Origin of the sequence: Chloracidobacterium validum (assembly GCF_018304825.1) — a bacterium.
Taxonomy (GTDB): domain Bacteria; phylum Acidobacteriota; class Blastocatellia; order Chloracidobacteriales; family Chloracidobacteriaceae; genus Chloracidobacterium; species Chloracidobacterium validum.
This window is the reverse complement of record NZ_CP072648.1, coordinates 953,107-967,729: the sequence shown is the minus strand read 5'-3', so window position 1 is coordinate 967,729 and position 14,623 is coordinate 953,107. Positions and strand designations below refer to the sequence as shown.

General features: G+C 63.5%; 10 protein-coding genes. 3 read left to right on the top strand and 7 right to left on the bottom strand.

Annotated features, from left to right (window positions below; all coding sequences use genetic code 11):
* Positions 1 to 5: 5 nt before the first annotated feature.
* Genes J8C06_RS04080 through J8C06_RS04070 form a run of 3 tightly spaced genes read right to left on the bottom strand, consistent with a single transcriptional unit; the run spans position 6 to position 2,750 of the window.
* Positions 6 to 785: an SDR family NAD(P)-dependent oxidoreductase gene (locus tag J8C06_RS04080; RefSeq protein WP_211429511.1), complete on the bottom strand. Its 780-nt coding sequence runs from the start codon at positions 783 to 785 to the stop codon at positions 6 to 8.
* Between the two features lie 19 nt (positions 786 to 804).
* Positions 805 to 2,043, bottom strand: coding sequence for an efflux RND transporter periplasmic adaptor subunit (locus tag J8C06_RS04075; protein WP_211429510.1), 1,239 nt, complete (start codon positions 2,041 to 2,043; stop codon positions 805 to 807).
* On the bottom strand, positions 2,040 to 2,750 hold the full coding sequence (locus J8C06_RS04070; RefSeq protein WP_211429509.1) for a TetR/AcrR family transcriptional regulator: 711 nt from the start codon (positions 2,748 to 2,750) through the stop codon (positions 2,040 to 2,042). Before J8C06_RS04070 ends, J8C06_RS04075 begins: the two co-directional genes overlap by 4 nt.
* 102 nt (positions 2,751 to 2,852) lie before the next feature.
* On the opposite strand from J8C06_RS04070, the gene J8C06_RS04065 reads away from it, so the two are divergent.
* Both J8C06_RS04065 and J8C06_RS04060 read left to right on the top strand, forming a co-directional pair.
* A complete protein-coding gene (locus tag J8C06_RS04065; RefSeq protein ID WP_211429508.1) occupies positions 2,853 to 3,380 on the top strand; it encodes a GNAT family N-acetyltransferase in 528 nt (175 codons plus the stop codon).
* Positions 3,381 to 3,397: 17 nt separating this feature from the next.
* Positions 3,398 to 4,027: a histidine phosphatase family protein gene (locus J8C06_RS04060; RefSeq protein ID WP_211429507.1), complete on the top strand. Its 630-nt coding sequence runs from the start codon at positions 3,398 to 3,400 to the stop codon at positions 4,025 to 4,027.
* Positions 4,028 to 4,095: 68 nt separating this feature from the next.
* Here the strand turns inward: J8C06_RS04060 and J8C06_RS04055 are convergent, their stop codons facing one another.
* From J8C06_RS04055 to J8C06_RS04040, 4 genes are read right to left on the bottom strand one after another with little or no spacing between them, the layout of a single operon-like run.
* Entirely contained in the window at positions 4,096 to 5,601 is a 1,506-nt protein-coding gene (locus tag J8C06_RS04055) for a PH domain-containing protein (RefSeq protein WP_211429506.1), read from the bottom strand.
* Complete coding sequence (locus J8C06_RS04050) at positions 5,591 to 6,235, bottom strand: PH domain-containing protein (protein ID WP_246602080.1); 645 nt, start codon at positions 6,233 to 6,235, stop codon at positions 5,591 to 5,593. The genes J8C06_RS04055 and J8C06_RS04050 overlap by 11 nt, the downstream gene beginning before the upstream one ends.
* Before the next feature lie 9 nt (positions 6,236 to 6,244).
* Positions 6,245 to 9,877 (bottom strand): protein kinase domain-containing protein, encoded by a 3,633-nt coding sequence (locus tag J8C06_RS04045; protein WP_211429505.1) that lies wholly within the window; start codon positions 9,875 to 9,877, stop codon positions 6,245 to 6,247.
* A gap of 22 nt (positions 9,878 to 9,899) precedes the next feature.
* A complete protein-coding gene (locus J8C06_RS04040; protein ID WP_211429504.1) occupies positions 9,900 to 13,499 on the bottom strand; it encodes a protein kinase domain-containing protein in 3,600 nt (1,199 codons plus the stop codon).
* A 68-nt stretch (positions 13,500 to 13,567) separates the two neighbouring features.
* On the opposite strand from J8C06_RS04040, the gene J8C06_RS04035 reads away from it, so the two are divergent.
* Complete coding sequence (locus J8C06_RS04035; protein ID WP_246602079.1) at positions 13,568 to 14,593, top strand: quinone oxidoreductase family protein; 1,026 nt, start codon at positions 13,568 to 13,570, stop codon at positions 14,591 to 14,593.
* The last annotated feature ends 30 nt before the right edge of the window (positions 14,594 to 14,623 follow it).

Genomic DNA, 14,623 nt, shown 5'->3' with positions numbered 1-14,623 from the left:
CGGCATCAGGTCGTCAACCGCTTCACGCTGTCGCGGTCACGGTAGCGCGCTTGGGTCTTTGGGTTACTAAAGATGGCGTCGGCAATGAGGGGAATTTTGCCGAGATACATCAGCGGGCGATACCACCACGGCACGACGATTTTGCGCCGGGGCGACCGAATGGCCTTTTCAATGGCGCGGGCGACGATTTCCGGTCCCGGCATGCGGTAGCGCAGTCCGGCGGTCATCTCCGTGCGAATGAAGCCCGGCGCGACCAGCACCACCCGCAGCCCACGTCCCTTGACCTCGCGCCGCAAGGCGTCGTTGAAACCGCGCAGCGCAAACTTCGAGGCCGTGTACATCCCAACGGTAGCGACTTCGCCGGCCACCGAACCGATGTTGACGATGACGCCACCGGGCGACAGGTGTGGTAGGGCATACTTGGCGCAGAGCGCGCAGCCGAGCACGTTCACGTCGAGCACCTGCTTGAGCAGGTCGTCGCGGGTGTCGCACAGATTGAGACCGCCCCCGGTGCCGGCGTTGTTGACGAGAGCATCTATGCGCCCAAAGGCATCCAGGGTGGACTGGATCAAATGGCGGACGTGCTCCCCGTTGGTGACATCGCCCGGAACCACATGCGCCCGGCCGCCGGCCTGCGTGATGTCGCGCGCGACGGCCTGCATTTCCGGTTCGCGGCGGGCAAAGAGCGCCACCGCGGCCCCCCGCGCGGCCAGGTGCTTCGCCGTGGCGGCGCCAATCCCGCTTGAAGCTCCAGTAATCACGACCACACTGCCTTCGAGCCGCATCGCCTTCTGTCCTCGACTCTTATGAAACGTTCACTGGCTGATCATTGGTCAGGCGATCCAGGTTGGTCGTGATGACCTTTTCACCGGGCTTGAGGCCTTCGGTAATTTCAACTGCCTCGCCATCGCGCTTGCCCAACCGGACGCGCCGCTCCACGGCCTTGCCACCCTCAAAAACAAAGACCTTTTCCACGCCGGCGACGCTGACCACCGCGCCAGATGGAACGAACACCGCCGGCACGTCGCTGGCGATGTCCACATAGACCCGCGCAAACATGCCCGGCTTGAGGAGTCCCTGTGGATTCGGAGCGGTCGCCTCGACCATCAAGAGCCGCGCCTGCTGATTGAGAACAGGACTGATGCGGGCCACCCGCGCCGGAAAATCGCGCCCTGGGTAGGCGTCAGTCGTGAAACGCACCGGCATGCCGGCCTTGACGTACGAAACGCCAACTTCAGCGACATTGGCCTGGACCCGGATGGGATCGAGCCGGACAATGGTGACGATGTCACGGTTGCCGCCCTGTTCGTTGATGAAATCCCCGCGCGACTTGTGGCGGACACTGACGAATCCACTGATTGGGGCGCGAACCGTTGAGTCTTCCAGTTTTTTTCTCGCAAAGCGGACTTCTGCCTGACGCTGCTCAACCGCGCCAATGCGCATCACCGCCTCGTCACGAGCCGCCTGGTAGCGGGCTTCGGCCGCGCGGTAGCTGGCTTCGACCGTGTCCCACCGCTGGCGTGGGACATCCCCAGACTCGACCAACCGCTGGGTACGCTCCATCTGCGCCCGCGCATCGTCCAGAGCCGCCTTGGCCTGGCGCACCGTTGGGACGGCTTCAATATCAATCGGGTCGCGCCGTCCGGCGTCACCGAGCATGGCGCGCGCTTGCGCCAGCGCCGCCTCGGCCTGCTGAAGCTTGAGTTCATATTCCTTGGGCGAAATGCGCGCGATGGGCTGCCCGGCCTTGACGGGACTGCCGACATCAACGGTCAGTTCCGCAATCTCGCCGCCGACCTGTCCGGCGACGACCACTTGCTCATCCGGGACCAGCGAGCCAACGGTTTCAATGGATTTGCGGATGAGCCGCTCAACGGCCGGCGTGGTTTTGACCTCGACGACCGCCGGCGGCGCGGTGGCTTCCGGGGCGGCGGCGCTGACCGTTTCCTTCTTGTGGGAACATCCACCGGCGCCGGCGACCAGGAGTGCCAGTCCCCATCCTCCAAGCACCATACGACCCACCGACCAAGCTTTCGTCGTCATGACGTTCTCACCTTTCTTACCGGGGATGACGTTTCGGCCACATCGGCCACCGGCTGCCGCACACCGTCGAGGAAAATAGCGGTGTAAGCGCGCGCCAGCGCTTCCGGCGATCCGGTAACGGTCGCATCGCCGTGAAGTTGCTCGAACATGGTCTGAAGAAACGGCATGGCAAATAGTGAACGCGCGGCGGCCTGCGGGTTCACTTCCCGAAACGCGCCCTCGCGGATGCGGGTTTCAATGTAATCACCCAAAAAGTCAAAAATATCGCGCACATACAGCCGGAAAAACATCTCCGACAGCTCATGACCTTCAAGCGCGCTAAAAAACAACAACCGCTGAAAGGAGTAATCAGCGCGGTGGCGTTCGATGACGTGCCTCATGATCGCCTCAAAAAAGCGCCGGTCATCGCGTTCCGCAGCCAGCTCGCGCATGCACGCCCAGAACGTTGCCGCATCGGCGTCTTTCATTTTCTGGTCGAGGATGGCGGCATACAGGTCTTGCTTGGTGGCAAAGTGCCGGAAAATGATGGCCTCGCTTACGCCGGCCGCAGCCGCAATTTCCTTGGTGGTCACGCCGTTGAAACCCTTTTCAGAAAAGCGCTGCATGGCTACCCGGACGATTTGTTGTCGCCGGTCTTCGCCTGACATGCGCCGCGGGGCGCGGGCCAGAAGTGACCGAGGTGAAGCGGTTGGCAGGGAGCTGGTCATGGTGACAGAGCGTACTGTGTGCGTTTACCCACAAAGTTAGTATTCACTTACTCACCAACACTACACTGGCGTCTCAACTGCCAACAAGCTAGTTTTCCACCTATGACACCAGAACCTACGCCCCCGATGCCGCCACTTGAGTGGCAGACGGCCCGCTTTGCCGAACTGACGCTCGACGAGCTGTACGACATTGTTCAGGCTCGCCTGGCCGTGTTTGTCGTTGAACAGCAGTGTGCCTATCAGGATGCCGATGGCGTTGACCGCCATGCCCACCACGTCATGGGGTGGCGACGAACGCCAGATGGACGCACACTGGTTGCTTACTGTCGGCTCGTCGAACCGGGTATCAAATACGCTGAACCGTCTATTGGGCGGGTGATTACCCCGGCGGCCGGACGCGGACAAGGCTTCGGCAGGGCGCTACTCCGGCAGGCGCTGGACCTGCACGACCGGCTGTATCCGGGACAGGCCAATCGCATCTCGGCGCAGCAGTACCTAGAGCGGTTTTACGGCGCGTTCGGCTACCGGACGGTGTCCGAACCCTATGATGAAGATGGGATTCCCCATGTCGAGATGGTGCGTCCCAGTCCGCAGCCCGCTCAAGCAATCATCTCATCAGAAAGCAACTGACTGCGCTCACAACGTTCATGACCTATTCCACCGAAACCAGACTGCTCATCATTCGCCACGGACAGACAACGGACGGCTCAGAGCCACGCTGCCATGGCTGGGCCGACTTGGCGTTATCCGATGAAGGTGTAAAACAGATCGAACGCCTCGCGCGCTACCTGCGCCACCAACCCATTGATGCCCTCTACGCCAGTGACTTGACGCGCTCCCAACATTCCGCGCGCATCCTGGCGACCGGGCGTAACCTTTCCCCGGTGGCGCTACCGGCGTTGCGCGAAATCAACTTTGGCGACCTCGAAGGCTGCTTGGTGGATGAGCTTCCCCAACGCTTTCCGGCAACCATCACCGCCTGGCGCGCGAATCCGGCGACCTGCCACTTTCCCAACGGCGAGAGTTTCCAGTCCGTCAAGCAGCGCGTGCTGCCGACCATCGAGCGCCTGCTCGCCCAACATGCCGGCTCGACCATCGCCCTCGCGCTTCATTCCGGCGTCAACCGCGTGATTTTGGGCTGGGCGCTTGGACTGCCGGATGAATACCTCGTCCGGCTGGAGCAGCACCATGGCTGCCTCAACATTGTCACGTTTGGACCGTTGCATCCGCGGCTGGTGCTCCACAATTTCGTGCCTGAACCCGATCACGGCCGGTGAACGGCCCCAGCTTCCAGAAACAAGACCCAAGGTGGTCTTCGGGCCCGATCGCTTTCAATCATCCGCAGCTATCCACCACTCGGTGTCATCTCCAGTGCGGCAGTTTCAGCCCGAGACACCGTTTGACGGCCGAGCGCCTCGGCTTCAGCGACTGGGACATCCCGAATGACCACTGGCGTCTGTCCGGCGGTATCCAGGATGAGCGTTGCCAGGCCCAACCGCCAATCAAAAGGGGTTTGGGCAACGACTACCGACTGAATCTGGCAGACCGGAATGACGTATGTCGCCCGGTTGATCCATCCTTGCCGAACAAACCAGTACGCCTCACCGGCGATGTAGCCCCGCGCGCGGTAATCCAGCCAACTCACCCAAATGATGACCGGGAAGAGCGTCAACGGCCACAGCCCATAGGGCAGGCCCGACCACCACAGCGCACCGGCCGTCAGCGCCACCAGCCAGGCCGACCGACGCCAGATACCGCGTCGAATCGCCAGCGGTGACACCGGCTGCCAAGCCTGTGGGTCGAGGTCACAGTCGTTCAAAAACCGTGGGAGCAAGCGTTCGGCCGCGCCGCGCTCCAGCAGCGGAGCCAGCAGTCCCCGCCCCTGCTGCTCTTCGTCGCGTTCGTAGGCAACGCCGGCCACATCCACGCGCAGCGCAGCCCAGCCAAAGAAGCGCCGCACCAGCGTTTGCTCGATGGCAATCAACTGAATACGCGCCGGTGACAAGTTGCTGACATGGCGTGTCAACAGTCCATAGGTGCGCCGCAAGGCGGTTCCGTGTTGGGTCAGCCGAAAATCGTAAAATCGCGCAAGCGAGAGCAAGCTGGAAACTACCGTACTAACCACCAGCAACCCGCCGACCACCCCCACCAGCAGTGCCAAGACCGTCATCCAGCTCCGGCCGCCGAGCGTCACCGCCAGGTTTTCAAGTCCCTGCCACACCAACCGGCGCGCCGTTTCAGGGAGCCATTCTTCGGCAAACCGCGTCAGCGCACCCAGCACAATAAACAACGTAAAAACGCCGTTTGAGGTCAGTCCGGCCAAGAGCAGTTCGCGGGGGCCTACGGCAACAATCGGCACTTCATCCGCGCCCGTCTGCGCTTCCACGGCTGCCACCGGGCGGTGACCGAACACCCGCTGACGCAACCGCGCAATATCGCCCACCGAAAGCACGGCCAGGGAGGCCTCAATGCCACCACCAGTAGAAGTCTCGATGTCGGCCCGCGCTACACCAAGTTGACGCTGGATGAGATTTTGCTCCAGCCGAATCTCCTGGATGTTGGCTAGCGGGATATGCCGCTCCTGACGGCGCAGGATGCCCTGCTCGACGACGAGTTCTTCGGCTTCCACGCGGTAACGGAAGCTCCAGTACCGCGCGACCACCAACAGCAGGTTTGGCACGCCAAAGACCAGAACCAGCAATGTGCCGAAGAACCCAAAACCGGAAAAGACCCAGTACAGCAGCGGAATGAGCATTTGCCGCGCCACGGCCAGGAGGCCGAATGCCAGCGTCCACGGATGCAGCCGTCCCGCCAAGCGGCCGGCGGACAACGAATTGGCTTCAGCCGCCATGCCCGGCCTCAGATACGGCTTCGCCAGGGTGTGGTGATTCACGGCGAAGCGGACGGCCGCCGTGAATCTGCGCCATCAATCGATCGCGGAGGTCGGTCGCGGTCGCCAGGGCCAGTCCGGGCAAAACGGTGCTCGACTCATGCATGCCGGCAGTGTGAAAAACGAGCGTTGCCAGGCCGTATGACCGCTCAAACAGTCCCTGCCGAAGATCAACGTGTTGGATGCGTGACAGTGGCACAAGGCGACTTTCACGAAACCACACCCCGTGGCGTACCTCAATGACGCGCTCGGCAATGCGGTAGGCATAGTGCCGGTAGGCTAGAGGTGGATACCAAATCGTCTGGACAACCGCCAGTAGCGCCATGACAACCCAGGCGGCCAGAAGCAGCCAGAACCACATGCCCAGCGACAAGATGATGCTGCCGATGGTTATCGCCACAAAGGCAAGTCCGAGCAGCATGGCCCACTCAATTCCACCATTGAGCCGCCACAAAGCGATGACATCCGGTTCCAGACGCATTGGCTCATCCACGACCGGCGCGGCTTGTGATACGAGCGAAGGCGGCAGGGTGGTTTCGGGCTGGTTGTTTGACGGCGCTTCAAGTGTAGCCGTTTCAGGCATGGAATCTGGCATGCGACCACCTCACTCGCGTGAACTTGGGGTTGGTTTTGTTTCGTCTGTCGTCACCAAAGTCGCTTTCGTTGGAAACTGCGCAGCGATGGAACGGACTTTCCCATCCGTCGTTCCCTGTACTTTGTCCGCCAGGCGGTCAAGGTCAGCCGCCGCCTCCGCCGCCGTCGGACGCTCCTCCGGCCGCTTCGCCAGCATCCGCAGCACATACGCACTCACTTCCTCATCCAACCCCGCCACCCGCGCCGCCGGCGCCTCCGCCGCCTCATGCACGTGCGCCAGCAACACCCGTATCCCACTCTCCCCACCACCTCCAAACGGCACCGCCCCACACACCATCTCGTACAACATCACCCCAACCCCATACACATCCGCACGCCCATCATACGTCCCCCCAACCACCCGCTCCGGCGCAATGTAGGCCGGCGTCCCAACCACCGACCCAGCCGCCGTCAGCGTCTCCAACACCTCCCCACTCCCACGCTCCACCACCGTCGCAATCCCAAAATCCACCACCTTCACCACCTCTTCCCCACTCGACCAATCCACATACACATTCTCCGGCTTCACGTCCCGATGCACCACCCCCAGCTCATGCGCCGCCGCCAGCCCACGACACACCGCCCCACACACCCGCAACGCACGCTCCACGCTCACCCCACCCCGCACCTCCCGCGTCAGCGCGTACCCCTCCAGCAACTCCATCACCAAGTACGCCATCCCCTCGCTCGATACCCCAGCGTCCACCACCTCCACCACGTGCCGATCCTTGATCTGCGCCGCCAACGCCCCTTCCCGCCGAAACCGCTCCAGCGCCTCCGCGCTGTCGTTCCCGGCTACCGGCTTGAACACCTTCACCGCCACCGCCCGCTTCAACCCAAGGTGCTCCCCGGCAAACACCACCCCATACCCCCCAGCCCCCAACTTCTCCCCAAGCCGGTACTTCCCATCCAGCACCGTCCCAGGTAGCGCTTCCGCCAGAGCCGAAAAAATCCGATCCGCACGCCGCTGCGACGCTTCCAGCGCCGCCACCTTCTCGTCCAGCGCCGCGTTCTTGCGCTCCACTTCCGTCTTGGCCGCCGCCAACGCCTGGTTCTGGGCTTCCACCTCGGTCTTGGCCGCTTCCAGCGCCGCCGTCCGCTCGGCCACCTTGGCTTCCAGTTCGGCGTTTTGGCGCTCCAGCGCCCGCAGTCGCCACCGCACCCCGCCGTACACCAGTCCAACCCCACAGCCTACGTATCCCACCCACGCCCACCACCGCAACCACCACGGTGACAGCACCTCAAACGCCAGCGGCGACATTTCGACGACCCGGCCGCGCGCATCACGCGCCCAAATCCGCAAACGATAGTTTCCGGCGGGAACGTTGGTGTAAACCGCTTTGGCTTCGGACACCCAGTCGGATGGGGCGCGGTCGTAGCCGTCCAGTTGAACCCGGTAGCGGATCGCCTGCGGCTCGGTGAAGTCAAGCAAGGCGTACTCGAACGCCAGGTTGTTGTCGGCATAAGCGAGGCGCTGTCCCAATGCCAGACGCGCCGGACGACCGTTGACAAACACCTGCTCCATGACGAGCGAACGCAGTGGAGGCGTGATCTCCAAGCCTGGATCATACACGGCCGCGCCTGCCACCGTGCCAATCCAGAGCCGGCCGGCGCTATCCCGGTAAAACGCTCCCTGGTTGCACTCATTGCTTGGCAAGCCATAGTCCATGGTGAAGGTGCGGGTTTGGGTCGGCTGACGACTGCCGTCGCTGAACGTCCACTGCGCGACACCCCGGTTGGTGGGGAAATACAAGCGTCCGAGCGCATCCACGACCACCCCATAGACGTGATTATTGGGCAGCGGCGGTTGGCTCTGCTCAGAAAAGTTTGTCCAGGGCATCTCAGTCCGCTCCGGGTCATAGCGCACCACGCCCTGGCTTTGCGTGCCAACCCAGAGCTGGGGTTGACCCTGGACCTCAAAGACGCCGACGCCAAGCAGCAAATCGGTCGGTAATCCCTGGCGTGGCAGTTGTGTCCACTGTCCATCGGCATAGCGCAGAACGCCCATTCCATAGACGCTGCCCCACAGCACATCTGGTCGCAGAGGATCGCGCATCACCGACGTTGGAATATGTTTTTCTTCAAATCCGGGCAGTGTCACCCGTTGCCACCGTCCGTTTTCGAGATACTGGACACCATCATAGGTAAAAGCCCAGAGGATGGGTTGTCCGGTTGGATGGTTGGTCACGGCCAATGAAAAATAGACGGTTCCATACTTGCCATCGCATGGGGTTGGCTCGGCTTGCCAGCGGTTGCCAACCCACTTGGCCAGTCCGCCGTCGCACCCGGCCCAGATGATTGACGCGCCGTCTGGGGCGCGGGTCTCGGCCAGACTCAGCACGGTATCGCCGGGCAAGCCATCTTTGCGGGTAAAGGTTTGAAGCTGGCCAGCCTCGGCGCGGAGGAGTCCGCCCGACGTTCCAATCCAGAAACAGCGCTTGCCATTGCGCCCCGCCGATTCGAGAAAGGCATACACCCGGCGGTCTGGCAATCCTTCGCTGACCGTCAGGGACTGCCAGCCTTCGAGATCACAGCGCGCCAAACCGCCGCCGCCGGTGCCAATCCAGACAGCGGGTGTCACATCGCCGGTTTCTTGGAGCAGTGAAAAAACTCGCTCGGCGGGAAGCCCCTGCTTTGGCGTGTAAACCTGCCAGCCACGTCCCGTGTAGCAGGCGACACCGCTCCCATCCATTCCAATCCACAGGTGACGCGCCCCATCCGGCGCGACCGACTGAGCCAGGCACTGAATCCGTCCGTTGGGCAGCGGCGAGGTTTTCGGGTCAAACCGCTGAAGCACGGCACCTTGCCCATCCAGTTGAAACACGCCGCCCCCTTGCGTGCCACCCCACACCTGCGGCTGACCATCGGCGCTTTGGACAGCCAGCAGGCAGGTGATGTACTCGCCCGGAAGGCCGGTGTCGAGACCGAGCACACGCGCTTCATCACCCACTTGGCGCACCAGACCGCGGTTGGTGGTTCCAATCCAGAGCACCGTTTGCCCGGCGGCATCTACCGTGCGGGCGAGACACTTTACCGTCACGCTGGGGAGGCTGGCCCGGATAGGGACCGCCTCCCAGCGGCCGCCGCTGAAGCGCGCCACGCCACCATCGCCACCGGCCCACACGACCGGCCCCTGTGGCGTGGCTTCCTCAAGTAAGGCGTACACTTCACGGCCTGGAAACTTGCCGGTTTCGGCCGCCTCGTGCGGCCCAAAGCTCGTCCACTGGCCAGCCTGGAGACGCAGCACACCATCGAGTGTGCCGACCCACAGGGCATCGTCGGCAGTCGCCAGCAGGGCGCGGATGTTGCGCGACTTGGCGGTGGCGGGAAACGCCACGGTCCGCCACCGTTGCCCGTTGTAGCACGCCAGTCCATCCTGTGTTCCCACCCATAGGCGTCCCTGGCGATCCCAGGTCATGGCCCCAACGGTATTTTGGGGCAGGCCGTCGCGATCCGTAAAAACGCGCAGGGCCGGGCGTAGTGTCGGTAGGGCTTCACGGACATTGGCGGCGGCCGAAACCAAACTGCCAGCCAACAGCCATCCCAACCAGAGGATGGCTCGCCGCCCCCAACCGCGCCACTGCTTGGAAAGAAGCCGTTCCAACGTATGCCGCCTCACGATCGAGCTATGCGTTCTTGTCCATTGCCGTATCACGCCGAATGTTGATGGTCCGCCGCCGGGCTTCAACCAATGTATCCCAATCCTCTGGTTTGGTGGTTGCCGGCTCGAAGTCCAAGGTTCGTTGACAACGGACCTTGTCCGCCAGGCGGTCAAGGTCCGCCGCCGCCTCCGCCGCCGTCGGACGCTCCTCCGGCCGCTTCGCCAGCATCCGCAGCACATACGCACTCACTTCCTCATCCAACCCCGCCACCCGCGCCGCCGGCGCCTCCGCCGCCTCATGCACGTGCGCCAACAACACCCGTATCCCACTCTCCCCACCACCTCCAAACGGCACCGCCCCACACACCATCTCGTACAACATCACCCCAACCCCATACACATCCGCACGCCCATCATACGTCCCCCCAACCACCCGCTCCGGCGCAATGTAGGCCGGCGTCCCAACCACCGACCCAGCCGCCGTCAGCGTCTCCAACACCTCCCCACTCCCACGCTCCACCACCGTCGCAATCCCAAAATCCACCACCTTCACCACCTCTTCCCCACTCGACCAATCCACATACACATTCTCCGGCTTCACGTCCCGATGCACCACCCCCAGCTCATGCGCCGCCGCCAGCCCACGACACACCGCCCCACACACCCGCAGCGCACGCTCCACGCTCACCCCACCCCGCACCTCCCGCGTCAGCGCGTACCCCTCCAGCAACTCCATCACCAAGTACGCCATCCCCTCGCTCGATACCCCAGCGTCCACCACCTCCACCACGTGCCGATCCTTGATCTGCGCCGCCAACGCCCCTTCCCGCCGAAACCGCTCCAGCGCCTCCGCGCTGTCGTTCCCGGCTACCGGCTTGAACACCTTCACCGCCACCGCCCGCTTCAACCCAAGGTGCTCCCCGGCAAACACCACCCCATACCCCCCAGCCCCCAACTTCTCCCCAAGCCGGTACTTCCCATCCAGCACCGTCCCAGGCAGCGCTTCCGCCAGAGCCGAAAAAATCCGATCCGCACGCCGCTGCGACGCTTCCAGCGCCGCCACCTTCTCGTCCAGCGCCGCGTTCTTGCGCTCCACTTCCGTCTTGGCCGCCGCCAACGCCTGGTTCTGGGCTTCCACCTCGGTCTTGGCCGCTTCCAGCGCCGCCGTCCGCTCGGCCACCTTGGCTTCCAGTTCGGCGTTTTGGCGCTCCAGCGCCCGCAGTCGCCACCGCACCCCGCCGTACACCAGTCCAACCCCACAGCCTACGTACCCCACCCACGCCCACCACCGCAACCACCACGGGGTAGCGACCCGAAAACGGAGTTGGACCGGCTGGCTTTCACGCCCCTGCCCATCCCGTGCCCACGCTTGAAAAACATATTCGCCCGGCCAGAGGTTGGTGAACGACCGGCGCGGTTCGGCGCTCCACACGCTTGGCTGTTCATCGAAGCCTTCAAGGTAGGTTCGGTAACGCAACCGCGCAGGCGACGCAAACACTGGCGTGGAGACATCAAATGTCAAGTTACGCGCACTGTAGGGCACCGTCAGCCCATCGGTGAGCAAAAGATTGGTCGCCCCGGTTGTCATTGCCTGAAGCACCGGCCGGCGTGGGGGTGGCGGTAAGGCATTGACCGCCGGATCAAACACGGCAACGCCATTGGGCGTGCCGCCCCAGATGCGCCCCGATGGATCCACCATCGAAGCGCCGCCATTGAACTCGCCGCTGGGGAGACCATCTTCCGCGTCAAACGTTTCAATCGTGAAGGTGCCGTTCCCCTGGTAGGTTAGCCGGGCAGCCCCCTGGTTGGTGAGCGCGTAAGCCCGCCGCTCAGCATCGAACTGCACCTGATACACGGTATCGTTCGGAAAGCCCGGTGTGGTGGCTTGTGACCAGACGTGGAAGCGCAGCTCAGGCAGGTTCAGTTCGGCCGTCACCAGACCGCCACCTTCCGTCCCGGCGAACAGAAACTGCTTGCCATCGGGAAAGGTCATGGCTTGCACCGTCATGACCGTGTTGTTGGGCAATGTCGGCGTTTGCCAGGTGTCCCATCGCCCGTTACGCCACCGCGCCAGTCCGCCGCCTTCCGTGCCCACCCAGATGGTCTTTTCACCATCCGGCGCGACGCTCTCACAAATGCTGTGCAGGGCGTTGGTTGGTAGGCCATTGGCGGTTGTGAATGATGACCACTGCCCATCTTCAAAGCGTGCCAGTCCCACTTCGGCCGTAACCACCCACAGCCCCGGCCGGCCACGCCAACCATCTGACGCCAGAAAAGCGCGAATGCTTGCTTTTTCAAGCCCTGGCGCGTCGCGCACCGGCAACGGCCGCCCCTGCCCGGACTTGCGGAATAGCCCCAACTGCGTTCCGATCCAGAGCGTACTGCCGGTCTTCGGATCGAACGACTCATGAACACTGAACACAGTGTTGGTGGAGAGTCCGTCGGCCATGGTGAGCTGGCGCCAGCGCCCATCCACGTAGCCAACCAGCCCCTTGCCGCGCGTCCCAAACCAGTAGTTCGTCGTCCCGTCCGGCCCCGTGGCCGTGCCCATGCCGTACACGCTTGCCCCGGCCAGTGCCGGAACATTGTCCAGCGTCGCCCATCCGGTAAACGAGACGTGCAGTAATCCGCCATCCGTCCCAACCCACAGCCCAACGTGGCGGCCGGGGTCGGCCGCCGGGAGCGGGAGCAAGCTCCAGACGCTGATGTTCGGCAAACCGTATGATGCATCGAACGCCTGAACGCCGGCCAGGTCCGGGCGGCCATCGGAGCGGGTGTAAAACAGCCCGTCGCCATCGGTGGCAATCCAGAGCCGACGTTCACCGCTGGGCAGCACGGTTTCGGTCAGCGCCGTCACGCGGCTCCGGGTCGGCAATGGCCAACGCTGCCAGGTTTGGCTTTCCCGACGCCAAAGCAAACCGTCTCGGCCGCCAACCCAGAGCGCCCCAGTCCCGTCAACGAACGTGGCAAACACGCTCCCGGTCGGCCCGTTGGCGACGATTTCGCAGGTCTTTCCATCGGAGCTGGCCAATCCCTGGGCCGTCCCAAGCCAAACCAGGCCGTCGGCGGTTTCCGCCAGGGCAAGCACCCGCCCGGTGGCGTGCGTCGCCGGGAGCGGTGTCACCCGCGACGTGGTTGGCATCCATACGGACAGGCCCTGTTCCGTTCCAATCCAAAGCGCGCCGTCTGAACGCTCCAGGAGACCGTTGACCCGTCCGGCCGGCAAGCCCTGAGCTTCGTCATAGTTTTCCCAGGTGCCATCCGGCAGACGGCAGGCCAACCCGCCATCTTGCCGGCCAAACCACACCCGCCCATCACGGGTGGCAAGGCATACCCGGAGAAAGTTTGACCGGCTGCGATTCGGCACGGCAAAGGACTGCCAAGCACGCCCGTCGAATCGGGCCGCGCCGTCCTGCGTCGCCACCCAGAGATAGCCCTGCGCGTCGGTCGCCAGGCTCATCGCCGACACCTGGGGCAATCCGTCTTTTCCGGTGAACAGGCGCGTGAAGGGGCGCAAGGTCGGCCCCGACGGTGACGACGCCTCCCCATCGGCACCGGAAATTTCACCCAGTCCACCTAACGCCAACCACAGACCAAGTAGCCAAATCCACCCGCGTGATGGCATGGTTGTGCGCAAGCGCACACTCTGGCGTGACCCTAGACAATCCGACGAAAGGTGCATTCCCAACCCGTATGCCTACGCGGCAAGCCATGATTGTTGAAACGTTTGGCGGACCCGAAGCGCTCCGCCTCGTCACTGAAGAGCTACCAAACCTGACGCCAGGCCTGGCGCGGGTTGCCATTGAAGCCATCGGCGTCAACCGCGCCGACATTCTGCTTCGCGCCGGAGCCTACCATGGCGCGCGTCCGCCGGCGCGACTTGGTCTCGAAGCGGCCGGGACGGTCGTTGAATCTTGCACACCCGACCTCCCGGTTGGAAGCCGGGTTGTCATTTTTGGCAATCGAACCGGACTTTATGCAACCGAGGTGGTCGTCCAGCCCTCCGAGGTCGCGCTGCTCCCCGATGCGGTTTCAACCGTGACGGCCGCCGCGCTGCCGGTCAACTGGCTGACGGCGTGGTACTGCCTCCGGCGACTGATTGGGTTGCGCCCGGACGATACCCTGCTCATTCCTGCCGCCACCAGTGGCGTGGGCGTCGCAGCCATTCAAATCGCGCGCCACGTTGGAGCCAGGATCATCGCGGCGGCCAGCACCCCGGAAAAACTGGCGGTTGCGGCCCGGCTGGGCGCTCATGTGACCGTCAACTACGCCGAGATTAACCTCCTCGAAGCCGTCCGCGACATCACCGAGGGCAAAGGCGTGACGGCGTTTCTCGATACGGTCGGCGGACTGACCTTTGCCGACGGCCTCAAAGCCCTGGCGCCGTTTGGTCGCGTCACGGCGCTGGCCAACGTTACGCTCGAGCCATCCGTCATCAACGTTCGGGATTTTTACCCTAAAAACGCCCAGATTTATGGCTTTCAGTTGGGGAACTTGATGGCGGCCGGGCGCTATCCAGAGGCGCGCGCAGACCTCGACACAATCCTGGAGCGGGTTGCCGACCGGACCTTCCATCCCATCATTGCCGGGAGCTTCCCGTTGAGCGACGCGGCAACGGCCCACCGTCAACTCGAAAGCCGCGCCGTCATCGGCAAACTGCTGCTCGTCACGTCTGGGGAAGCGGAAAACCTACCGCCAACAGGCAGCGCGCTTCGGTGATCTCGACCACGTGCCAAAGCTTCCTGCAAC